The sequence below is a fragment of the Candidatus Methylomirabilota bacterium genome (assembly GCA_035936835.1).
In the GTDB taxonomy this organism is placed as follows: Bacteria; Methylomirabilota; Methylomirabilia; order Rokubacteriales; family CSP1-6; genus AR37.
Genome location: DASYVT010000053.1, coordinates 1 through 20,962 on the forward strand (window position 1 = coordinate 1; position 20,962 = coordinate 20,962).

Annotated in this window: 21 protein-coding genes and 1 pseudogene; 16 read left to right on the forward strand and 6 right to left on the reverse strand. The window is 67.9% G+C overall.

The features are described 5' to 3' along the window. Positions 1 to 107 precede the first annotated feature (107 nt). Genes VGV06_04355 through VGV06_04365 form a run of 3 tightly spaced genes read left to right on the forward strand, consistent with a single transcriptional unit; the run spans position 108 to position 3,126 of the window. Positions 108 to 1,559 (forward strand): menaquinone biosynthesis decarboxylase, encoded by a 1,452-nt coding sequence (locus VGV06_04355; protein HEV2054391.1) that lies wholly within the window; start codon positions 108 to 110, stop codon positions 1,557 to 1,559. After that, entirely contained in the window at positions 1,559 to 2,410 is an 852-nt protein-coding gene (locus VGV06_04360) for a UbiA-like polyprenyltransferase (GenBank protein ID HEV2054392.1), read from the forward strand. The genes VGV06_04355 and VGV06_04360 overlap by 1 nt, the downstream gene beginning before the upstream one ends. 47 nt (positions 2,411 to 2,457) lie before the next feature. After that, complete coding sequence (locus tag VGV06_04365; protein ID HEV2054393.1) at positions 2,458 to 3,126, forward strand: ubiquinone/menaquinone biosynthesis methyltransferase; 669 nt, start codon at positions 2,458 to 2,460, stop codon at positions 3,124 to 3,126. An 18-nt stretch (positions 3,127 to 3,144) separates the two neighbouring features. Here VGV06_04365 and VGV06_04370 read toward each other — a convergent pair whose 3' ends face one another. After that, positions 3,145 to 4,668, reverse strand: a complete 1,524-nt coding sequence (locus tag VGV06_04370) for an aldehyde dehydrogenase family protein (GenBank protein ID HEV2054394.1) — start codon at positions 4,666 to 4,668, stop codon at positions 3,145 to 3,147. 299 nt (positions 4,669 to 4,967) lie between these two features. Between VGV06_04370 and VGV06_04375 the strand changes: the two genes are divergently transcribed. Further along, entirely contained in the window at positions 4,968 to 5,480 is a 513-nt protein-coding gene (locus VGV06_04375; protein ID HEV2054395.1) for a DinB family protein, read from the forward strand. A gap of 99 nt (positions 5,481 to 5,579) precedes the next feature. Here the strand turns inward: VGV06_04375 and VGV06_04380 are convergent, their stop codons facing one another. Beyond that, a complete protein-coding gene (locus tag VGV06_04380; protein HEV2054396.1) occupies positions 5,580 to 5,858 on the reverse strand; it encodes a hypothetical protein in 279 nt (92 codons plus the stop codon). Positions 5,859 to 5,892: 34 nt separating this feature from the next. Between VGV06_04380 and VGV06_04385 the strand changes: the two genes are divergently transcribed. Together VGV06_04385 and VGV06_04390 are read left to right on the forward strand one after the other, a co-directional pair. After that, on the forward strand, positions 5,893 to 7,035 hold the full coding sequence (locus tag VGV06_04385; protein ID HEV2054397.1) for a cobalamin-independent methionine synthase II family protein: 1,143 nt from the start codon (positions 5,893 to 5,895) through the stop codon (positions 7,033 to 7,035). Between the two features lie 180 nt (positions 7,036 to 7,215). Continuing rightward, entirely contained in the window at positions 7,216 to 8,055 is an 840-nt protein-coding gene (locus VGV06_04390; GenBank protein ID HEV2054398.1) for an LLM class F420-dependent oxidoreductase, read from the forward strand. Between the two features lie 328 nt (positions 8,056 to 8,383). Here VGV06_04390 and VGV06_04395 read toward each other — a convergent pair. Together VGV06_04395 and VGV06_04400 are read right to left on the reverse strand one after the other, a co-directional pair. Continuing rightward, positions 8,384 to 8,845 (reverse strand): annotated as a pseudogene (locus VGV06_04395) (chalcone isomerase family protein). Between the two features lie 173 nt (positions 8,846 to 9,018). Next, positions 9,019 to 9,246, reverse strand: coding sequence for a cytosine permease (locus VGV06_04400; GenBank protein HEV2054399.1), 228 nt, complete (start codon positions 9,244 to 9,246; stop codon positions 9,019 to 9,021). Here VGV06_04400 and VGV06_04405 point away from each other — a divergent pair. From VGV06_04405 to VGV06_04430, 6 genes are all read left to right on the forward strand, one after another. Then, the gene (locus tag VGV06_04405) at positions 9,224 to 9,490 is read left to right on the forward strand and encodes a hypothetical protein (GenBank protein HEV2054400.1); all 267 of its coding nucleotides are present in this window, start codon (positions 9,224 to 9,226) and stop codon (positions 9,488 to 9,490) included. The two genes, VGV06_04400 and VGV06_04405, sit on opposite strands and share 23 nt — an antisense overlap. 232 nt (positions 9,491 to 9,722) lie before the next feature. Beyond that, positions 9,723 to 11,348: an ABC transporter substrate-binding protein gene (locus tag VGV06_04410; GenBank protein ID HEV2054401.1), complete on the forward strand. Its 1,626-nt coding sequence runs from the start codon at positions 9,723 to 9,725 to the stop codon at positions 11,346 to 11,348. 41 nt (positions 11,349 to 11,389) lie between these two features. Beyond that, the gene (locus VGV06_04415) at positions 11,390 to 13,039 is read left to right on the forward strand and encodes an ABC transporter substrate-binding protein (GenBank protein ID HEV2054402.1); all 1,650 of its coding nucleotides are present in this window, start codon (positions 11,390 to 11,392) and stop codon (positions 13,037 to 13,039) included. Positions 13,040 to 13,153: 114 nt separating this feature from the next. Then, positions 13,154 to 14,797 carry an ABC transporter substrate-binding protein gene (locus VGV06_04420; GenBank protein ID HEV2054403.1) on the forward strand — a complete coding sequence of 548 codons (1,644 nt, stop codon included), beginning with the start codon at positions 13,154 to 13,156 and terminating at the stop codon, positions 14,795 to 14,797. An 84-nt stretch (positions 14,798 to 14,881) separates the two neighbouring features. Continuing rightward, positions 14,882 to 15,826: an ABC transporter permease gene (locus VGV06_04425; GenBank protein HEV2054404.1), complete on the forward strand. Its 945-nt coding sequence runs from the start codon at positions 14,882 to 14,884 to the stop codon at positions 15,824 to 15,826. A 49-nt stretch (positions 15,827 to 15,875) separates the two neighbouring features. Further along, a complete protein-coding gene (locus tag VGV06_04430; GenBank protein ID HEV2054405.1) occupies positions 15,876 to 16,796 on the forward strand; it encodes an ABC transporter permease in 921 nt (306 codons plus the stop codon). Between the two features lie 28 nt (positions 16,797 to 16,824). Here VGV06_04430 and VGV06_04435 read toward each other — a convergent pair whose 3' ends face one another. Then, complete coding sequence (locus VGV06_04435; protein ID HEV2054406.1) at positions 16,825 to 17,001, reverse strand: hypothetical protein; 177 nt, start codon at positions 16,999 to 17,001, stop codon at positions 16,825 to 16,827. A gap of 104 nt (positions 17,002 to 17,105) precedes the next feature. After that, entirely contained in the window at positions 17,106 to 17,381 is a 276-nt protein-coding gene (locus VGV06_04440; GenBank protein HEV2054407.1) for a hypothetical protein, read from the reverse strand. Positions 17,382 to 17,468: 87 nt separating this feature from the next. Here VGV06_04440 and VGV06_04445 point away from each other — a divergent pair, with 87 nt between their 5' ends. The 4 genes from VGV06_04445 to VGV06_04460 all read left to right on the forward strand — a co-directional run. Then, complete coding sequence (locus tag VGV06_04445; protein HEV2054408.1) at positions 17,469 to 17,897, forward strand: 6-carboxytetrahydropterin synthase; 429 nt, start codon at positions 17,469 to 17,471, stop codon at positions 17,895 to 17,897. Beyond that, positions 17,894 to 18,571, forward strand: a complete 678-nt coding sequence (locus tag VGV06_04450; protein HEV2054409.1) for a 7-carboxy-7-deazaguanine synthase QueE — start codon at positions 17,894 to 17,896, stop codon at positions 18,569 to 18,571. The genes VGV06_04445 and VGV06_04450 overlap by 4 nt, the downstream gene beginning before the upstream one ends. Beyond that, positions 18,571 to 19,260 carry a 7-cyano-7-deazaguanine synthase QueC gene (queC, locus tag VGV06_04455; GenBank protein HEV2054410.1) on the forward strand — a complete coding sequence of 230 codons (690 nt, stop codon included), beginning with the start codon at positions 18,571 to 18,573 and terminating at the stop codon, positions 19,258 to 19,260. The genes VGV06_04450 and queC overlap by 1 nt, the downstream gene beginning before the upstream one ends. 10 nt (positions 19,261 to 19,270) lie before the next feature. Beyond that, positions 19,271 to 20,962: NAD(P)H-dependent oxidoreductase subunit E (locus VGV06_04460; GenBank protein ID HEV2054411.1), on the forward strand; the 1,692-nt coding region annotated here is incomplete at its 3' end.

Here is a 20,962-nt window from a genome sequence, read left to right on the forward strand (position 1 = left end):
GGCGCCGCTCATGGGGTGGCGCTTCGTCCTCGTGCGCGTCATCCCGAGCCTGGCCTTCCCGGTGATCGCGGGCTGGCTGGTCAAGCTCTACTACCACGAGTAAGCGCGTGGCCTTCGACGACCTCCGCGAGTTCGTCGCCCACCTCGAGAAGACCGGGCACCTCAAGCGCGTGCGCGCCCGTGTCTCCCGCGACCTCGAGATCGCCGAGATCACGGACCGGGTCTCGAAGGGTCCGGCTACGCTGAACCAGGCCCTGCTGTTCGAGAGCGTCGAGGGCTTCGACAGCCCTGTGCTCATCAACGCATTCGGCTCGCCGGACCGCATGGCGGCGGCGCTCGGCGTCGAGCACCTCAATGAGCTGTCGGCGCGCGTCGTGAAGCTCCTCGACATGAAGATGCCGGGCACGCTCGTCGACAAGCTCAAGAAGCTCGGCGACCTCTTCGACGTCGCGAAAGCCGGCCCCAAGCGCGTGCGCTCCGCTGCGTGCCAGGAGGTCGTCGAGACGGACCGGCCGAGCCTGGCGACCCTGCCCGTGTTGCGCTGCTGGCCGGGGGACGCGGGGCGCTTCATCACGCTTCCGATGGTCTTCACGAAGGATCCGGTGACCGGCGCGCGCAACGTGGGCATGTACCGGCTCCAGGTGTTCGACGATCGCACGCTGGGCATGCACTGGCAGATCCACAAGGGCTCGGCCGAGCACCAGCGGCTCGCGGAGGAGCGGCGCAAGCCGATGGACGTCGCCATCGCCCTGGGCGGCGACCCCGCCTCGATCTACTCCGCCTCGGCGCCCCTGCCTCCGGGCATAGACGAAATGGTCTTCGCGGGGTGGCTGCGCGGATCCGGCGTCCCCATGGTGCAGGCCAAGACGGTGGACCTCGAGGTGCCCGCCGAAGCTGAGATCATCCTCGAGGGCACCGTGGATCCTGCCGAGCGCAGGCTCGAAGGGCCCTTCGGCGACCACACGGGCTACTACTCGCTGGCGCGGGACTACCCGGTCTTCCACTTGAAGGCCGTCACGCGCCGCAAGCAGCCGATCTATCCCACGACGATCGTGGGCCGGCCGCCGCAGGAGGACTACTGGCTCGGCAAAGCGACCGAGCGCATCTTCCTGCCCATCATCCGGCTGATGCTGCCCGAGGTCGTGGACATGAACATGCCCGCGGAGGGCGTCTTTCACAACCTCGTCATCGTCTCGATCAAGAAGCGCTATCCCGGCCAGGCGCGCAAGGTCATGTACGCCCTCTGGGGGCTCGGGCTCATGATGCTGGCCAAGAACATCCTCGTCGTCTCCGACCACGTGGACGTCCAGAACCTCTCCGAAGTCGCCTGGCGCGCCACGGGCAACGTGGACGCCAAGCGCGACATCGTCATCGTGGACGGGCCGATGGACGACCTCGACCACGCTGCGCTCCGCCACCGTTTCGGCGGCAAGATGGGCATCGACGCGACGGAGAAGACCGCGGATGACGGCATCAGCCAACCGTGGCCCGAGGAGATCGTGATGAGCGAGGAGATGCGCTCGCTCGTGACGAAGCGCTGGCAAGAATACGGCCTGTAGTGCCCAGCACGTTTCGCAACTTCCTGGACGCGATCAAGTTCGAACACACCGTCTTCGCCCTGCCCTTCGCCTACGTGGCGATGGTCCTGGCGGCGGACGGCTGGCCGGCTTGGCGGGTCGTCGTCTGGGTGACGCTCGCCATGACGGGGGCGCGGACGCTCGCGATGAGCGTCAACCGTCTGGCCGACCGGCTGATCGACGCGGCCAATCCGCGCACCGCAAAGCGCCACCTGCCCACGGGGCTCCTGGCGCCCTGGCACATGCTGCTGGCGGCCGTCGCCTCCGGCGCGCTCCTCGCCCTCTCCGGGTGGATGCTCAACCCGCTCTGCCTCAAGCTGGCGCCCTGGGCCGCCCTCTTCCTGATCGGCTACTCCTACACCAAGCGCTTTACCTGGACGAGCCACTGGATCCTCGGCTTCACCGACGGCATCGCGGCCGCGGGAGGCTGGATCGCCGTGAGCGGGGTGTTCGCTCCGCCCACGTTCGTGCTCTGGTTCGCGCTGACAGTCTGGATCGCCGGCTTCGACCTGATCTACGCCTGCCAGGACGTGGACTTCGACAGGCGTGCCGGGCTCCATTCCTTCCCCGCGCGCTTCGGTATCGCCCCCACGCTTCACGCCGCCAAGGTCTGCCATGTGCTGACGGTCGTCGCCTTCGGCGCGCTCGGCTGGACGATGGGGCTCGGCTGGCTCTACTGGGCGGGCGTGGTCATCGTGGCGGGCCTGTTCGTCTACGAGCATTCGCTGGTCTCGCCCACGGATCTCTCGCGGCTCGACGTCGCCTTCTTCAACGTCAACGGGTATATCGCGCTGATCCTCTTCGCCGCCGTCCTGGGCGGGAGGCTCGTCTGAGCGCGGGACTCGGCGAGGGCCCGGGCAAGGCGCGCTTCGTCAGCGAGATGTTCTCGCGCATCGCCGGACGCTACGACCTGATGAACGGCCTGATGACCTTCGGCATGCACCACGCGTGGCGGCGGGCAGCCGCGCGCGAGACCATCGCCTCCCCCGAGGGGCCGGGACTGGACCTGGCGACGGGCACGGGCGACCTGGCGCTCGAGCTGGGCCGGATCCATCCTCGCCGGACCATCGTGGGCGCGGACTTCGCCCACGGGATGCTGACGATCGCCGAGGAGAAGCGCCGCGCGGAGGACACGGGTGGCCGCATCCGGCTGGTCGAGGCCGACGCGCTCTCCCTGCCCTTCGAGGCGCGCACCTTCGCGTTCGTGACCTCGGCCTTCCTCCTGCGGAACCTCGCCGATCTCCGGCAAGGGCTCGCGGAGATGCGCCGCGTCTCGCGCCCCGGCGGCCGCGTCGTCGCGCTCGAGATCACGCAGGCCGACCTGCCCGGCTGGGCCCCCCTCTTCCGCGCCTACTTCCATCACGTGGTCCCGCGCGTGGGCGCGCTCGTGGGCGGCGACCGCGAGGCCTACACCTATCTCCCGCAGTCGGTGGACCGCTTCCTCACGCCGGCCGCGCTCTCCGCGCTCTTGGAGGAGATCGGCTTGCGCGGCGTCAAGTACCGCCGCCTCGGCCTCAGCACCATCGCCATCCACACGGGCATCGCGTAGGGCCGCTATGGGCGCCTCCTACTCCTTGATCACCTGGCCATACGCTGGCTTCATCGTGAGACCGGTGCCGTCAGTGAAAATCTGCTTGACCTCGAGGAAGTCGTTCAGCCCGTGGTAGCCAAGCTCTCGCCCCATGCCACTCTGCTTGTACCCTCCCCAGATGCCCTCGACCGGCTGGGCGTAGTTGTCCCAGATCCAGATCGTCCCGGCGCGAATTCGACGGGCCACCCGCATCGCGCGCGGGTAGTCGGCGCTCCAGACCCCGGCCACCAACCCGAACTCCACCGCGTTTGCCAGGTCCACCGCCTCGCTTTCATCCCTAAAGGTGGTCACCGTCACCACCGGGCCAAAAATCTCCTCCTGGCCGAGCTTGGACGCGTTATCGACCCGGTCGAAAATGGTGGGCTCGACGTAATAGCCGTGGTCGTAGCCGTCACCGGAGAGCTTGTGGCCGCCGGTGACCAGATCGAATCCCGCGTCCAGTCCGAGCTTGATGTAACCCTGGACCACGCGCTCCTGGCTGCCGGAGATCAGCGGCCCCATGTCGGTGGACTGTCTGGATGGATGCCCGACTTCGATCTTCCGGGTCAGCTCCACTACGCGGGCAAGGAGCCGGTCGTGGATCCCCTCCTGGACGAGCAGCCGGGTCGTGGCGCCGCAGGCCTGGCCTGCATTGCGGAACATGCCGAAGACGGCGGCGCGGGCGGCAGCATCCACATCGGCGTCATCGAAGATCAGGTAAGGGGCTTTGCCCCCCAGTTCCAGGCTGATCCGCTTGACCTCGGTTGCCGCCTGGGCCGCGATCGCCTTGCCGGTGCCTGTCTCGCCGGTGAATGAGATCTTGTCCACCTTCTTGCTGCTGATGATCTCCGAGCCGACGACCTGCCCGGGCCCCGGGACCAGGTTGAGCACACCCTTGGGTAGCCCGGTCTGGAGCATCAGCTTTACCAATTCGTAGCCGGCCGCCGGAGTATAGCTGGCCGGCTTGATCACGACGGTGCAGCCGGCGGCAAGGGCTGGGGCCACTTTCCGAGCGGTCTGAGTCAAAGGGAAGTTCCAGGGGGTTACCAACGCCACCACGCCCACCGGTTCCTTGACCACGTTGATCATGGAGCCGCTGGGCAGGGTGAAACTTTCGCCGTAGATCTTGCCCGCCAACCCGGCATAGAACTCGAAGATGTCGGCCGCGGCCGCGACGTGGGGCACCGCCTGCCGTATCGGCATGCCCACTTCCAGGCTCACCACCCGGGCCAGCCGGTCAGCGTTGTCGCGGATCAGGCGAGCCGTGCGAAACAACGCTTGCTCTCTGAGCTTGTAGTTGTAAATCCAGTTGCCGACATTGCTGTCGAAGGCGACGCGGGCGGCGTCAATGGCAGCGCGCGCGTCCTCCGGCGTCCCCTGCTCGGCGATGGTGGCTAGCTGGCGGATGTCGGCTGGGTTCTCTCTCTTGAATTGCTGGCCGTTCGCGGCCTTGCCCTCCTCACCGTTAATGACCAGAGGACAGTACAGTGGCAACTGGATTGAGCCATCGTCTGCGGCCATGGGTCGCTCCTTGAGTCAGTCGTGCTCTGGGCCTTCGCGCGAGTCTTTCAGCCTTGTCGCAGGGGGGATGGATTCCCCTCCCGTCTCGCGCCGATCCTGCCAGAGCGCGTCGGAGAGGTCAAACCGGAGCCTCCCCGCCTCGGGGTGGGACTCTGCCCCTGAAGGCCGCAGCTTGACTGCCCCGCGCTCGCCGGCGCAAGATCGCAGTTGATGACTGGCCCGGCTGGGGGATCATTGATGCGGTCCGCGTGGCTCTCGCGGGCCCCCGCCGGCGCCGGCCCAGTCCGATAAAAGCCTTTATGTCGACTACGCTCCAGCCAGACAGGGACAAGGAGATCCGCGGCCAGCTCGTGTCGCACCTCGAGAGCGGACACAACCATATGTCGTTCGCCGAGGCGCTCAAGGGGTTGCCGGCACCCGCGATCAACTCCCGCCTTCCGAGAGTGCCCTACGCCATCTGGCATCTCGTCGAGCACATCCGCCTCACGCAACGGGACATGCTCGACTACATGACGAGCGCATCCTACCAGGAGCCTCCCTTCCCGGAAGGCTACTGGCCGCGGAAGAGCGCGCGGGCGACGCCCGCCCAGTGGCGCCAGTCTCTCGCCGGTTTCCAGCAGGACCTGGGCGCCGTCATCGAGCTCGCCCGCGATCCCGCACGCGATCTCTTCGCCTTCGTGCCCAACAGCGCCGGCACACACACCTTCTATCGGTGCTGCCTGGTCATCGCCGATCACAATTCCTACCACGTCGGAGAGCTGGGGATCTGGCGCCAGGCGGCCGGGCTCTGGCCGAAGGGCAGGAAAGCCTAGCGCGAGCCCGTTCGGCCTGGGGGATCAATGATGCGGTACGCGTGGCTCTCTGGGGCTCCCGCCGGCGCCGGCCCAGTCCGATAATGGCCTTTACGTCGCCTACGCCCTGCGCGCGCCCGGCCGGATCGGGTCCAGGAATTCGAACTCCATCTTCGCGTGGAGCCCAGCGTGCACGATGTGGCGGCTGTGGCGAGGGCGCAGCGCCTGGTTGCCGAGCAGCGTCGGGTGCGCGATTGGCCCGCCGAAGGGCGAGTCTTCGACGAACCAGGGAGAGCGATCGTCCACGGCGAACGCGTAGGTCTCGACGTCCTCGGGCGTGACGAGGTGCTCGTCCGAGACGAACTCCTCGCCCACCTCGAGGGCCTCGAACAATGGCACTCGCCGCGCCTTTGTGGTATTGAGGTCGCCACCCATGCAACGAAGCGTTGATCGCATCCTGACGACCCACACGGGCAGCCTGCCCCGGCCCCACGACCTGACCCAGACCATGTTCGCGAGGGAGGAAGGCGTCCCCGTCGATCCCGCCGCCCTGGCCGCGAGGATCCGATCGGCCGTGGCCGAGGTGGTGCGCAAGCAGGCCGAGGTGGGCCTCGATGTGATCAACGATGGCGAGTTCAGCAAGCCGAGCTACGCGACGTACGTCAAGGACCGCCTTGCGGGCTTCGGAGGGGCGAGTCATCCTCTCCAGTACCGCGACCTCGTGGACTTCCCCGGCATGGCTCGTCGGGTGTTCGGGGACCCGGGCCGCGCGCGACGCAAGACACCGGCGTGCACGGAACCGGTCGCCCTTCGTGACGCCGACGCGGCCCGCGCCGATGTCGCCAACCTCCAGGCCGCCCTCGCGCAGGTCAAGGCGCGGGAGGCGTTCCTGACCGCCGCCTCTCCGGGCGTGATCTCCCTGTTTTTCCGGAACGACCACTACCCGAGCCACGAGACCTATCTCTTCGCCATCGCCGAGGCGATGAAGCACGAGTACGAGACGGTCGCGGGGGCCGGGCTCGTTCTCCAGGTCGATTGCCCCGATCTGGCGATGGGGCGTCACATCCAGTTCGCCGACCTGAGCGTCGAGGAGTTCCGAGGGATGGCCCGGTTGCACCTCGAAGCCCTCGACTACGCGCTGGCGGGGGTGCCTCCGGAGCAGTCGCGGATCCACCTCTGCTGGGGAAACTATGAAGGCCCACATCACTACGACGTACCCCTGGCCGAGATCATCGACCTCGTGTTCGCGGCCCGGCCCGCCGCCGTCTCCTTCGAGGCCGCCAACCCGCGCCACGCCCACGAGTGGCGCGTCTTCGAGAGTGTGAAGGTGCCGGGCGGCAAGGTCATCGTCCCGGGGGTCATCGACTCGACCACGAACTTCATCGAGCACCCCGCGTTGATCGCCGAGCGCATCGGCCGCTATGCCCGGCTGGTCGGCCGCGAGAACGTCATCGCCGGATCGGACTGCGGATTCGGCACCTGGGTCGGCCAGGCGGCCGTGGACCCGGACATCGTCTGGGCCAAGCTCGGGAGCCTTGCCGAGGGAGCGCGGCTGGCCTCGCGGGAGCTCTGGTAGCGTGATCGTCCGCGACTGCTCGCGACATAGCGCGGGCGCCTCTCCCGGCCCCCGCCGGCGCCGGCGACCGCCTGGACACCTTGGGCGACCCTCGCTGGAAGGCCGCCGCCTGCCAGCGATACGTGTACACGAGCTCGGATGAGTACTTCAACGAGTGCGGGCTAACCTGAGGAGGCCCTCATGGACTACGGCGTCGTGATGTTCCCCACCGAGTACGCGATTGCCCCAGACGAGCTGGCCCGCGCACTCGAGGAGCGCGGGTTCGAGTCGGTGTGGTTCCCAGAGCACACGCACATCCCCGCGAGACGGCGGAGCGCCTGGCCGGGCGGGGGCGACCTCCCGAGGGATTACTGGTCGTCCTACGACCCCTTCGTCGCGCTGATGGCCGCGGCCGCGGCGACCAGGCGCCTGAAGCTCGGCACCGGCATCTGCCTCGTCGTCGAGCGGGACCCGATCACCACGGCCAAGGAGGTAGCCACCCTCGACCGGCTGTCGCACGGCCGCGTCCTCTTCGGCATCGGCGGCGGCTGGAACGCCGAGGAGATGGAGAACCACGGCGCCGAGTGGAAGACGCGCTGGCGGTTGCTCCGCGAGCGCGTGCTCGCCATGAAGGAGATCTGGACCAAGCCCGAGGCCGAGTTCCACGGCCAGTTCGTCCGCTTCGACAAGATCTGGGCCGATCCGAAGCCGCTTCAGAAGCCGCACCCGCCCATCATCATCGGCGGCGACGGGGCGACCACGTTCGACCGCGTCGTGGAGTTCGGCGACGGCTGGATGCCGATCCTGCGCCCGAACAAGAACCCGGTCGAGCGCATCCCCGAGCTGCGCGCGAGGCTCACGAAGGCGGGGCGCGATCCGAGATCGGCGCCCGTGTCCATCTTCTTCGCGCCGCCGAAGCGGGAGGCGCTGGACGCGCTGGCGGCGGCCGGCGTCTCGCGCGCGATCTTCGGCCTGCCGTCGGAGCCCCGCGACGCCGTGCTGCCGCGGCTCGACGCGTACGCGAAGGTGATGCGGGGCTAGCGGGGCGGCGGGCGGGGGGATCTACCTGAGGAGTTCGCGGACCGTCATGCACAGGTCCGGCTGGGCCTCGGGCGCGACTCCGTCGCCGTTGGTGAGGACGCGTGTTTTGGCGTAGCCGTCGGCGGCCGGACGCCGGTAGACCTCCACGCGGTCTGTCCCCAGGTCGAGAAGCCACGTTTCGGCGAACAGCCCGCGAAATTCAGGACCCCAGTCCGATAATGGCCTTTGTGTCGCCTACGCTCTCCCCCTGCCCGGGTGGCTACCGCCCGGGTAGACGTTGAATCCCTGCCGCGTGTACGCATCGATGCCGTGCTGCAGGTCGGGGACGCTAGCCGCAGGCGCCGCCGAGCAGCCCGCTCTTCATCTCTGGATTCGGGGGATCGCCACCCAGCCAGATCGAGAGGAACGCCTTCGCGAACTCGTCGCCTTTGATCGTGCCCTTCACCGTCCCGGTCACCTCCACTTGGATGCCGGCACCCGGCTTATGAATGAAGTTGAGCCGTTGGCCCGCTTTCACATCGACCATCCAGCCATTCAGCGAGGTGATGCGCTCTCTCAGGGCGGGCAGCTGCTCCTTGGCATGTTTTGCGAAGCCTTCGTCCCAGGCCTTCCTGAGGTCGTCGGCGCCCACGTTGCGCACGAATTGGAGGATCAGCTCGCTCGGGGCTCCGGATCCAAGGATGGCGGTCGGATCGCTCGACGGCTTGGCCACATAGAGCGCAGCGACGTAGACATTGACCTTGAACATCGTCGCCTGGCGTAAGCCAAGATCGTTGAGCGTCAGATTGTTCCCTTCGACCTGGGCCTATTCCGGGAAGTTGATGCCCTTGCATTCCTTGCCATGCGCGACGCCGACCCCCAGTACAGCCATCACGCATGACAACAGCAGAGTCCGTCTCATATGTGTCCCCATTGACGGGAAGATGAGGAAAGGCCCCGGGGGGAGCCCGGGGCCTTGAAGGATCAGCGCACGGTCAGGCGCGGGTTACCGCTGAGCAGCCCGGTTGAGATGGGTCCCTGCAGTGCGGGGACGAGGCCGTCCTCAACCGTCCACCCGGCGATGAGGCCGACGAGAAACGCCACGATCCCTCCCCAGTTGATATAGCCATATGCGCTCTCCTCCGGCTCCCGATAGAGTTCGTCGACGTCGATGTGGGCCTTGCGCTTGATGAAGATGTCGGCCAGGATCACCCCGGCCCAGGGGCTCATCCACAGGAAAAGACTTATCATCCAGTTGTCAAAGGCCTTGGCGAACGAGGGCTGGAAGACGAAGGTAAATTTCAACCAGGTAGCCGACGACGCCGGCCCCGAGGAGACGCACGACGCGGATCAGATCATCTACGTCGTCGAGCGAGAGGTCATCGTCCGCGTGGAGGGGACGACCACCAGCCAAGGCCGGCGCCTGCGTGCTGATCCCCGCGGGAGCGCGCCATAACTACCGCTAACTTCCCCCTTGACGGCTGGTTCGTCGGTGTTGTACCAAGCAAGGACCGGAGCATGGGGAACCGGCCGCCCCAGTCAGGGGGAGTCCGCTGGCTGTGGAACAGGGGAAGAGGGGTCAGCTTTCCGAGAAGGGGACTTTCACCACGCTCTCGTCGCGGCTGGCTCGAGATGCATGCCTCGTGGCAGGCACGGAGGGCACTCATGGGCGGCGCCCGACGTCTCCCGTGATCGCCCGTCGTGATTGGCTCAAGCTCTCCGGCGCCGCCTTGGCCGGCGCCGTCCTCGCGCCTCCCAGCACCGCTCTCGCCCAGGCCCCCAAACGCGGCGGGACTCTCACCGTGCGGGTCTGGGACCCGCCGCACTTCGACCCGTATCTCACCGTTGCCTTCAAGACCCAGATCGTCTACAGCTTCACCCACAGCCGGCTGCTCAAGCACAAGGCCGGGCCCGGGGTGCAGCCCGGCAGCTTCGTCCTCGAAGGCGACCTTGCGGAGTCCTGGAGCCAGTCCAACGACACCACCTACGTCTTCAAGCTGCGGAAGGGCATCCGGTGGCACAACAAACCTCCGGTCAACGGGCGCGAGCTGACCGCCGAGGACGTGGTCTACAGCCTCGACCGCTTCCGCACCGTCAAGGGCAACCCTCAGAACTACCTGCTCGCCATGGTCGACCGGGTCGAGGCCCCCGATCGCTACACGGTCAAGGTCACCCTCAAGGAGCCATACGTCTGGTTCCTGGACATTGTGGCGACCCCCATGACCGGCGCCATCGTCGCCCGCGAGTGCGTGGAGAAGTTCGGCGACCTCAAGAAGTGGGAGGCCACGGTCGGCTCCGGCCCGTGGATGCTCGACAGCTATCGGCCTAACGTCGGGATGACCCTGGTGCGGCACCCGCAGTACTTCGTCCCCGGGCTCCCCTACGTGGACCGCGTCGAGCTGGTGGTGGACGAGGATGAGGCGTCCCGGATGGCCGCGTTCCTGGGGAAGAAGTACGACATCGGCCCTGAATTCATGGGGGCCATCAACCGGCCCGACTGGAACCAGATCAAGGCCCGGCTCCAGAGGCTGCGGCCCGACCTCAAGACGGTCGAGTTTGCGTCCAACGTGCGCATGGGAGTTGCCATGCGCGGCGACAGGCCTCCGTTCAGCGACGTGCGGGTGCGCCGGGCCGTGTCCCTGGCCGTCAACCGCCAGGACCTCATCGACGCCACCGCTGGAGTGGGCGTGCTCAATCCGCCCGGCTTGCCGGCCGTGCTCCGGGACTGGTCGCTCCCCGTGGACCAGCTCGGCGAGGGCGCTCGCTACTACCGGCACGACCCGGTGGAGGCCAGGCGGCTCCTCGCGGAGGCGGGCTACCCGCGAGGCTTCCAGACCGTGGTGGACTTTCACAGCTACGGCCAGACCGAGTTCTTGGATGGCGTGCAGCTCGTCATCAAGTACCTCAAGGACGTGGGCATCGACGCGAAGCTCAACCAGAAGGAGTACGGCGCCTGGATCTCGTCCGTGCCGCTGGGGAAGTACGAGGGCATGGCCTACGGGCCCGCGACCCCGTTTCTCGATGCCGACAGCTTCCTGGCTACCGCCTACCTGCCGGACAGCCCGCGCAACAACTTGAAGGTCAATGACCCGCCGCTCACCGACCTGATCCTCCGTCAGCGGCGCGTCGCGGACCCGGTCCGGCGGCGAGAGCTGATCCACGACATCCAGCGCCACCTGGCCAAGATGGTCTATCGAGCGGAGGCCTATTCCATCCTCACCATCGCGGTGTGGGATGCGGCGCTCAAGAACTATGGCCCGAACCTGGGCTACGATTACGGCGGGCGCCTCATGGCCGCCTGGCTGGACCGCTAACCGGTGCGGAGCGCGCTTGCTGGCGCGAACGGAGGACAATCATGAGCGAGCGCCTGACCTCTTCCCTGGCCCGTCGTGATTGGCTCAAGCTCTCCGGCGCCGCCCTGGCCGGCGTCGCCCTGGCGCCTCCCGGCGCCGCTTTCGCCCAGGCCCCCAAGCGCGGCGGGACTCTCACGGTGCGCGTCTGGGACCCGCCGCACTTCGACCCGTATCTGATCGTCGCTTTCAAGACCCAGATCGTCTACAGCTTCACCCACAGCCGGCTGCTCAAGCACAAGGCCGGGCCCGGTGTCACGCCCGGCACCTTCGTCCTCGAAGGCGACCTTGCGGAGTCCTGGAGCCAAGCCGACGACACCACCTACGTCTTCAAGCTGCGGAAGGGCATCCGGTGGCACAACAAACCTCCGGTCAACGGGCGCGAGTTGACCGCCGAGGACGTGGTCTACAGCCTCGACCGCTTCCGCACCGTCAAGGGCAACCCCCAGAACTACCTGCGCGCGATGGTGGACCGGGTCGAGGCCCCCGACCGCTACACGGTCAAGGTCACCCTCAAGGCGCCCTACGTCTGGTTCCCTGACATCGTGGCCAACCCCATGACCGGCGCCATCGTCGCCCGCGAGTGCGTGGAGAAGTTCGGCGACCTCAAGAAGTGGGAGGCCACGGTCGGCTCCGGCCCGTGGATGCTCGACAGCTATCGGCCCAACGTCGGCATGACCCTGGTACGGCACCCGCAGTACTTCGTCCCGGGGCTCCCCTACGTGGACGGCGTCGAGCTGGTCATCGACGAGGATCAGGCCTCCAGGATGGCGGCATTCCTCGGGAGGAAGTACGACCTCGGGCCCGAGTTCCTGGGAACGATCCAGCGGGCCGACTGGAACGGGCTCAAGGACCAGTTCCAGAGGAGGCGTCCAGGCCTTCGAACCGTGGAGTTCCCGAACGCGGTGCGCGGGAACGTCAACATGCGGACCGACAAGCCCCCGTTCAGTGACGTGCGGGTGCGCCGCGCCGTCTCCCACGCGATCAATCGCCAGGCCATCATCGACGCCGTCGCCGACGGCGTGGGAGTCTTCAACTCACCCGGCGTGCCGGCGGCGCTCCGGGACTGGTCGCTGCCGTTCGACCAGCTCGGCGAAGGCGCTCGCTACTACAAGCACGACCCGGTGGAGGCCCGCCGGCTTCTCGCCGAGGCGGGCTACCCGAAGGGCTTCCAGACCGTGGTGGACTTCCACAGCTTCGGCGTGGTCCAGCTCGTGGACGCCGTCCAGCTCGTCATCAAGGACCTCAAGGACGTGGGGATCGACGCCAAGCTCAACCAGAAGGAGTACGGCGCCTTCATCACGACCACCGTGCTCGGGAAGTACGAGGGCATTGTCTACGGACCCAACACTCCCTTCCTCGACCCCGACAGCTTCCTCGCCACCGCCTATCTCCCGGACAACCCGCGCAACATGCTGCACGTCAACGACCCGGTCCTCACCGATCTCGTGCTGCGCCAGCGGCGGGTCCAGGATCCCGCGAAGCGGCGCGAGCTGATCCACGAGACCCAGCGCTACCTGGCCAAGCAAGTCTACGGCGTGGATGTCTTCTCCGCCGTGGTGATCGCGGCGTGGGACCAGGCGCTCAAGAACTACGCTCCAAACATCGGCTTCGACTATGGCGGTCGGCTGATGGCTGCCTGGCTCGACCGGTAGGGAGGAGATCCATGCACGCCGGCTTGACCTGCGTGAACAACGACGCGCCCAACAACGGTTTAGACCACGGCGGCCGCATGATGGCCGCGCGGCCGGACAAGTAAGGAGGCCCGCATGGACGCTCCGGTGACTCGTCGCGATCTCCTCAAGCTGGGCGCCGCTGCCGTCGCCGCAAGCGCCCCGATCTCCATGACCGATCTGGCGCGCCCCCGGCAGGCCAGCGCCCAGACGCCCAAGCGTGGCGGCGTCTTCCGCTTCCCCGGCTTCGACCCGCCCAACTTCGACCCGCACCAGAATGTCCACTGGTGGACCTTCATCTATCTCTCGCTGACCCATAGCGGCCTCGTCCGGCACAAGGCGGGGCCCAGCGTGACGCCGGGTACCTTGCCCATCGAAGGTGACCTCGCCGAGTCCTGGGACCAGCCCAACGAGACCACCTACGTCTTCAAGCTCCGCAAGGGCGTCCGGTGGCACAACAAGCCCCCGGTGAACGGCCGGGAGCTGACCGCCGAGGATGTTGCGTTCACCTTCCAGCGGGCCGTCACCATCCCAGGCAACCCCGGGCGGGCCACATTCCAGGAGATCGACAAGGTGGAAGCCGTGGACCGCTACACGGTGCGCTTCACCATGAAGGAGCCCTTCGCCTGGTTCCTGGATTCCACGGCCCTCGCCTACATCCTGCCCAAGGAGGCCGCGGACAAGGAGGGCATGTTCAAGAAGCCGGAAACGGTCATCGGCACCGGCCCCTGGATGCTCGAGCGGTACGAGCCCAACGTGCGCCTGTCGTTCGTGCGGAACCCGAACTTCTTCCGGCCTGGGCTCCCGTACGCCGACGGGATCGAGGTGCGCATCGACATCGACCCCGCGTCGAAGCTCGCGGCCTGGCTCTCCGGCCAGTACGACTTCGCGCCCGAACTCCAGATGACCCTCCAGCGCTCCGACCTCGAGGTCATCCGGCGGCGCAAGCCCAATCTGCCGATGGCCGAATTCGTCTGGCTGCCCTCGACGTTCGGCGTGCCCAAGCTGGAGGAGGAACCGCTGAAGGACCTGCGGGTGCGCCGCGCCCTCTACATGGCCGTCGACGGCAAGCAGGTCATCGAGACGAACCCCTTCGGCTTCGGCCACGGCTCGCCCAACCCCGCGGTCCCGGCCGCCCTCCGCGAGTGGGCCATTCCCATCGACCAGCTCCCGCCCGAAGGCCGGCGCCTCTACGAGCCGGACCTGGCCGAGGCCAGGCGCCTCCTGGCCCAGGCCGGCCACGGCAGTGGCCTCCGGTTCCCCGTCGAGAGCACCGGGAGCTGGGGCCCCGTCTTCTCTGACGTCGTCCAGTCCATCCTCGCGCAGTGGAAGACGGCGGGCGTCGAGACCAACCTCAAGCTCAAGGAGGGCAACGCGTTCATCGCGAGCACGCTCGGCCGGAAGTTCGAGAAGCTGGCGATGACCCTGCGGGGCGGCGCGACCACGCCCGACCCTTACCTGTACGCGGGGCACATGCCGGGCTCGCCGCTGAACACCGCCGGGGTGAACGACCCCAAGCTCACCGACATGCTCAAGCTCCAGCGCCGCACGTTCGACGAGAAGAAGCGGCGGGAGATCATCTACGACATCCAGCGCTTGTGCTCCCAGCAGGCCTACTACCTCTACGTCAGCCCCTCGGCCAAGGTGCTCTCGGCCTGGGAGCCCTACGTCAAGAACTTCGCGCCCAACATCAGTCTCGATTATGGTGGGAGGCTGATGATCGCATGGCTCGACAAGTAGGGCCGCTCCTGATCCTGCCCTTTCCGTCTCACCATCCCGCTCCCCTTGGAGAGCGCGGGGGGCGGGGGAGAGGGTAAGGAGCACATGCGAAAGTACATTCTGAGACGGTTACTGGTCGCGATCCCGTCGCTCGTGATCGCCTCGCTCGCCGTCTTCTCCCTGCCCCGCATGATCCCGGGCGACATCGTCCAGTTGATGCTCGAGGAGAAGGCCTACGGCAAGGACCTGGAGGACCTCCGCGCCAAGCTCGGACTGAACAGGCCCATCTACATCCAGTACTTCGAATGGGGAGGGCGGGTGCTCCGCGGCGACCTGGGGGAGTCGCTCTGGACCAAGCGGCCGGTGATCGAGGAGCTGGCCCGCCGGGTCCCCATCACCCTCGAGCTGGGGTTCCTGGCGCTCTTCTTCGCCCTGCTCATCGGGGTGCCGGTGGGGGTGCTGGCCGCCATCCGCCAGGACACCGTCGTGGACTACATCTTCCGCAGCCTGGCCATCGTGGGCCTCTCGGTGCCCGGCTTCTGGAAGGCCACCCTGGTGGTGCTGCTCCCGGCCATCTGGTGGGGGTGGAGCCCGCCCATCCGGTTCACCGAGTTCAGCAAGGACCCGTGGCAGCACATCCTGCAGTTCATCATCCCGGCGTTCATCCTGGGTATCGCAGCCGCCGGCGCCATCATGCGCCTCACGCGAGCCCAGCTCCTGGAAGTGCTGCGCCAGGACTACGTGCGGACGGCCTGGTCCAAGGGGCTACGCGAGCGCCGCGTCGTGCTCAAGCACAGCCTGAAGAACGCGCTCATCCCCGTGGTCACCGTGCTCGGCCTGCAGGTCTCGGGCATCCTCGGCGGCACCGTGATCTTCGAGCAGATCTTCGGCCTGCCGGGCATGGGCCGCTTCCTCTTCGACGCCGTCAACCAGCGGGACTACCCGGTCATCCAGGGCGTGAACCTGCTCATCGTCACCGTGGTCGTCGTTGTGAACCTGATCGTCGACGCGACCTACGCGCTGCTCGACCCGCGGATCCGCTACTCATGAGGCAGCGCTTGGGCTCCCGGCGCCCCCGCCGCCCGTAGGACGATCGGCCATGGCCAACCACGCCGAGGCGCTTCCGGCACCGGTGGTCCTCCGGCAGCCCGGGCGGCTCGCTCGCGCCAGCCGCGCGGTCTGGCTGTTCTGCCGGCGGAAGCCCCTCGGGGCGTTCGGCGGCTTGCTCGTGTTCCTGATGATCTTCACGGCGATCTTCGCCGAGTGGATCGCTCCCTACCCGTACGACGAGATCATCCGCCGGGCCCGGATGAAGCCGCCCAGCGCCGAGTTCTGGATGGGCACGGACAACCTGGGCCGCGACGTCTTCAGCCGCGTCGTGTACGGGGCGCGCGTGTCGGTCACGGTGGGCTTCGGCGCGGTGCTGATCGCCAACTTCCTGGCCGGCCTCATCGGGATCACGAGCGGCTACTTCGGGGGCAAGTACGACATCTGCGTGCAGCGCGTGGTGGACGCCTGGCAGTCCTTCCCCCAGCTCGTCGTCATCCTGTCCGTCATGGCCGTGCTGGGCCCGGGCCTCGTCAACGTGATCATCACGCTGGGGATCCTCGGCTCGGCCGGCGCCTCGCGAGTGATCCGCGGGGCCACCATCTCAATCATCGAGAACCAGTACATCGAGGCGGCCCGGGCGCTGGGCGCGGGGCACCTGCGGATCATGCTGCGCTACGTCCTGCCCAACGTGACCGCCACCCTCATTATCATCGCCACCATCGGCCTCGGCGGCTTCATCCTCGTCGAGGCGGCGCTGTCCTTCCTCGGGTTCGGCGTGCCGCCGCCCTACCCAAGCTGGGGCGCCATGCTCTCCGGCTCGGGCCGCTCCTTCTTCTACACCGCCCCCTGGATGGCGGTCTGGCCCGGCGCCGCAATCTCTCTGGCCGTCTTCGGCTTCAACATGCTCGGCGACGCGCTGCGGGACATGCTGGACCCGCGGCTCCGGGGCGTCGGGGGCCGCGTACGCTAGCCGAGCTGTAGCCGCTAATACATTTAACCTACAAACCCAGCAGCGTCGTCATGTTCCGCCAGAGACTCTTGCCCTTCTCTTCCTGGCTCAGGCTCTGAAGCCCCTGCACCCAGGCGACGAGCGAGGGGTCCCATCCGACGAACGGCCAATCGCTGCCAAGGACCACGCGATGAGCGTAGATAACACAAAGCCCGTTGTCAGTCATGGTTCACGCTCGAGCCCGGACCCCCCTCGTCACAGCATTGGAACAAGAAAGGCCCCGGGAGGGAGTCCCGGGGCCTGAATGATCAACGCGGGATCAGGCGCGGGTTACCACTCGGGGCTGGAGTACTCGTCGAAGACGCGCCGGACGACGCGGATCTCCTTCGCCTTGCCGTCCTTGCGCTCGAGCATGATGATGTCGCCCGGGTTGATCTCGTCGAGGTCGCGCGTGCGCCCCTCGTCGGTGACGATCTCGGCCTCCCCGCACGCGAAGTCCGTGCACAATGCGGCTTCGCTCTTGATGCGCAGGCGGCCCGCGGCCTTGTCCACCGCCACGACACTGTAGCGATCGTGCTTGAGCGAGTCGGTCAGGCTCATCGCCATAGAGGCCTCCTTTCGGATTGGCCTATTAGATAGCAGAGGTGCCCAGAGGCCGCAAGGCGTTTCTCATGCTAGGATTTCCGGTGTCTTATGGACCTTACGACCAGCTACGTCTTTGACGCGGCGCACCGTATTGCCGGACACCCGGGCAAGTGCGCGTGGCTGCACGGCCACACCTACCACCTCGAGGTGACAGTCAGCAGCCCGACACTCAACCCGCTCGGCATGGTCATGGACTTCGACGACTTGCGCGACGTGATCAGGAAGGCCGTCCTCGACCTCTGGGACCATGCGACCCTCCTGGCGGCCGACGACCCCCTCGGCCCGGCCATTTCAGCCGTCCAGCACGAGGCGCCAGACCGGGTGGTCCTGCTTCCCGGCCAGCCCACGGCCGAGATGCTGACGCGCGAGGCGTGGACACGGCTCGAGTCTCAGCTGCCCGCGGGCATTGCGCTCGAGCGCGTCGCCATCCGCGAGACGCCCAGCTGCGGCAGCGCCATGTCGCGGCCACGGGCGTGATCAGCCGGGCCCCGGCCGGGCGCGTCGCCGAGGTCTTCTACTCGATCCAGGGCGAGGGCACCACGGCCGGGCGGCCGGCCGTCTTCGTGCGGCTCCAGGGCTGCTCGGTGGGCTGCGCCTGGTGCGACACCAAGTACTCGTGGGATCCAGAGGCGGGGCGTGCCGTGGACCTGCCCGCGCTCGTGGACGAGGCCGCCGCCTTCCCCTGCCGCCGCGCGGTGGTCACGGGCGGCGAGCCGCTCGAATCATCCCTCTTCGTGCCCCTGCTCCGCGGGCTCGCGGGCCGCAGTTTCGTGATCGAGGTCGAGACCTCCGGCATCGTCCCGCCGCCGCCCAGCGTGGACCGCGCCATCCAGTGGAATGTCTCGGTCAAGCTCGCGGGCTCGGGCGTGGACGAAGGCCGGCGCATCCGCCCAGAGGCCATACGCGGCTTTCTCGCCCGCGATGCCTGGTGGAAATTCGTGGTGACGGACGACGCCGACGTGAGCGAGGTGCTGAGGCTGGCCGAGCGCTTCGCCCTGCCGCGCGCCCGCATCCTCCTCCAGCCGGAAGCCGTCCGTCGCGAGGATCTCCTCGAACGCTCACCCTGGGTCGTCGAAGCCTGCAAGCGCCACGGCTTCGGCTTCTCGCCCAGGCTGCACGTGCTGCTCTGGGGCGCCAAGCGGGGCGTCTGATGCCAGGGCGCGCGGTCGTACTCCTCTCTGGCGGGCTCGACTCGGCGACGACGCTCGCCGTCGCGCGCGAAGAAAGGTACGAGTGCTTCGCGCTCTCCTTCGACTACGGCCAGCGCCACGCCCGCGAGCTGGAATCGGCGAAGCAGGTCGCGGCCTCTCTCGGCGCCGTCACGCACCTCACGCTGCGGCTCGATCTCCGCGCCATCGGCGGTTCGGCGCTGACCGGCGACATCGAGGTGCCTAAGGGCAGGAGCGACGAGGCGATGGGCGCGGGCATTCCAGTCACCTACGTGCCGGCGCGCAATACCATCTTTCTCAGCCACGCGCTCGCGTGGGCTGAAGTGCTGGGCTCACAGGACATCTTCATCGGCGTCAATTCTTTAGACTATTCCGGCTATCCCGATTGCCGGCCCGAGTTCATCGAGGCCTTCGAGCGGCTGGCCAATCTCGCCACCCAGGCGGGCGTCGAGGGCAAGAGTCGCTTCCGCGTCCACACGCCGCTCATTGCGCTTTCGAAGGCCCAGATCGTCGCGCGCGCCTACGAGCTGGGCGTGGATCTCTCGCTGACCTGGTCCTGCTACGAGCCCGAGCCTGACGGCCGAGCCTGCGGGCTCTGCGACTCGTGCCTTCTCAGAAAGAAGGGCTTCGCCGAGGCGCGCATCGCCGATCCCGTCCCCTCGGCGCGCTGATCCCACTGCCGTGAGCGACTGGCACGCCGTCGTCCGAGCCTTCCCCAGGGAGCGCACCTGGCTCCTGCCCGCGCTCCACGCCGTCCAGCACGAGCTGCGCTGGATCCCGGCCGGCGCGCTGGGAGAGGTCGCCTCGCATCTGCGCGTGCCGCTGTCCGAGGCGTACGGCGTCGCCACGCACTACCCTGAATTCCGGCTGTCCGAGCCGGGCCTCCGGATCGTGCGCGTCTGCACAGGGGTGTCGTGCAGGATCCGGGGAGGGCTCGAGCTGCAGAAGGCGCTGGACGCCATCGCGGGCCCCGACGTCACGCTCGAGCCCTACGACTGCGCCTTCAACTGTTCGGTGGCGCCGGTGGTCGAGGTGGATGGCGCCTGTCACGGGCGCGTCTCGAGAAGTGATCTGGAGCGTGTTCTCGTCGTGCCCCCTCACCCTGCCCTCTCCCCCTCCGGGGGCGAGGGTTCTTTTGGATCCCCTCCCCCCTCCGGGGGCGAGGGTTCTGCAAGACCCCCTCTCCCCTCAGGGGAGAGGGTTGGGGTGAGGGGTGGTTCTTACGCAGCGCTCGTGCGCCACGCCGAATCCCTCGCGCATCCCGGCCTGACCCTCATCCTGGCCGTGGGCTCGTGCAGCCTTGCGGTTGGCGCCGCGGAGACTCTCACGGCGCTTCATGGGGAAGTCCTGCGGCGGAACTGGAGCGCGCGCATCGTGACGGCCGGCTGCGGCGGGCTCTGCTGGGCTGCGCCGGTCGTGACCATCGTCGCCCCGGACGGCGAGAGCTCCCTCCTGCCCCACGCGACGGCCGATCGCATCCCGGCTCTCCTCGACGCGGCGGCAGCGAATCGGCTCGAGGTCCACCCGGGCGCCGGCGACTTCCTCGGCTACCAGCGCCGGGAGCTGACGGCGCGCTGCGGCCTGGTGGACCCCGGCGACATCGCCGACGCGATCCGCCGCGGCGGGTATGCCGCGCTGGCCGACGCGCTCGCGAGCCGCGACCCTCTCACCGTCATCGAGACGGTCAAGGCCGCGGGCCTGCGGGGACGCGGCGGCGCCTACTTCGCCGCGGCGCTCAAGTGGGAAGGCGCCCGCAGCGCGCGCGGCGCGCCCACGTACCTCATCGTCAACGCCGAAGAGGGCGAACCCGGCATCTTCAAGGACCGCCACCTCATGGAGGGCGACCCGCACCGGCTCCTCGAAGGCGCGCTCATCGCGGCATACGCGTCGGGCGCCTCCCGCATCTACCTCTACATTCACGGCGAGGCGCATCTCTCCGCCCAACGCATGGCCGACGCGGTGGAGGACGCCCGGCGGTGGGGACTCGTGGGTGATGGCATCCTCGCCAGCGACTTTTCGGTAGAGGTGGACATCAGGCGAGGCGCGGGCGGCTTTGTGCTTGGCGAAGAGACGGCGCTCATGGAGTCGCTCGAAGGCCGTCGGGCCATGCCGCGTCCCAAGCCCCCCTTCCCGACCGAATCGGGGCTCTGGGGGAAGCCGACGGTCATCAACAACGTGGAGACGCTCTTCGCCTTGCCGCTGATCGTGGCCCGCGGCGCCGAGTGGTGGGCTGCCATCGGCCGAGGCCACGGCACCAAGTGCTTCGGCCTCTCGGGGCACGTGGCGAGGCCGGGCCTGGTCGAGGTGGAGATGGGCGCGACGCTGCGCGATCTCCTCGAGTGCATCGGCGGCGGCGGGCCGGAAGGGCGCGGG

Bases quoted from the DNA above. Each gene is read 5' to 3' on its own strand.
- VGV06_04365 (HEV2054393.1), top strand. From the start codon at position 2,458: ATGTTCTCGCGCATCGCCGGACGCTACGACCTGATGAACGGCCTGATG.
- VGV06_04370 (HEV2054394.1), bottom strand. From the start codon at position 4,668: ATGGCCGCAGACGATGGCTCAATCCAGTTGCCACTGTACTGTCCTCTG.
- VGV06_04375 (HEV2054395.1), top strand. From the start codon at position 4,968: ATGTCGACTACGCTCCAGCCAGACAGGGACAAGGAGATCCGCGGCCAG.
- VGV06_04385 (HEV2054397.1), top strand. From the start codon at position 5,893: ATGCAACGAAGCGTTGATCGCATCCTGACGACCCACACGGGCAGCCTG.
- VGV06_04390 (HEV2054398.1), top strand. From the start codon at position 7,216: ATGGACTACGGCGTCGTGATGTTCCCCACCGAGTACGCGATTGCCCCA.
- VGV06_04405 (HEV2054400.1), top strand. From the start codon at position 9,224: ATGAAGATGTCGGCCAGGATCACCCCGGCCCAGGGGCTCATCCACAGG.
- VGV06_04415 (HEV2054402.1), top strand. From the start codon at position 11,390: ATGAGCGAGCGCCTGACCTCTTCCCTGGCCCGTCGTGATTGGCTCAAG.
- VGV06_04420 (HEV2054403.1), top strand. From the start codon at position 13,154: ATGGACGCTCCGGTGACTCGTCGCGATCTCCTCAAGCTGGGCGCCGCT.
- VGV06_04425 (HEV2054404.1), top strand. From the start codon at position 14,882: ATGCGAAAGTACATTCTGAGACGGTTACTGGTCGCGATCCCGTCGCTC.
- VGV06_04430 (HEV2054405.1), top strand. From the start codon at position 15,876: ATGGCCAACCACGCCGAGGCGCTTCCGGCACCGGTGGTCCTCCGGCAG.
- VGV06_04435 (HEV2054406.1), bottom strand. From the start codon at position 17,001: ATGACTGACAACGGGCTTTGTGTTATCTACGCTCATCGCGTGGTCCTT.
- VGV06_04440 (HEV2054407.1), bottom strand. From the start codon at position 17,381: ATGGCGATGAGCCTGACCGACTCGCTCAAGCACGATCGCTACAGTGTC.
- VGV06_04445 (HEV2054408.1), top strand. From the start codon at position 17,469: ATGGACCTTACGACCAGCTACGTCTTTGACGCGGCGCACCGTATTGCC.
- queC (HEV2054410.1), top strand. From the start codon at position 18,571: ATGCCAGGGCGCGCGGTCGTACTCCTCTCTGGCGGGCTCGACTCGGCG.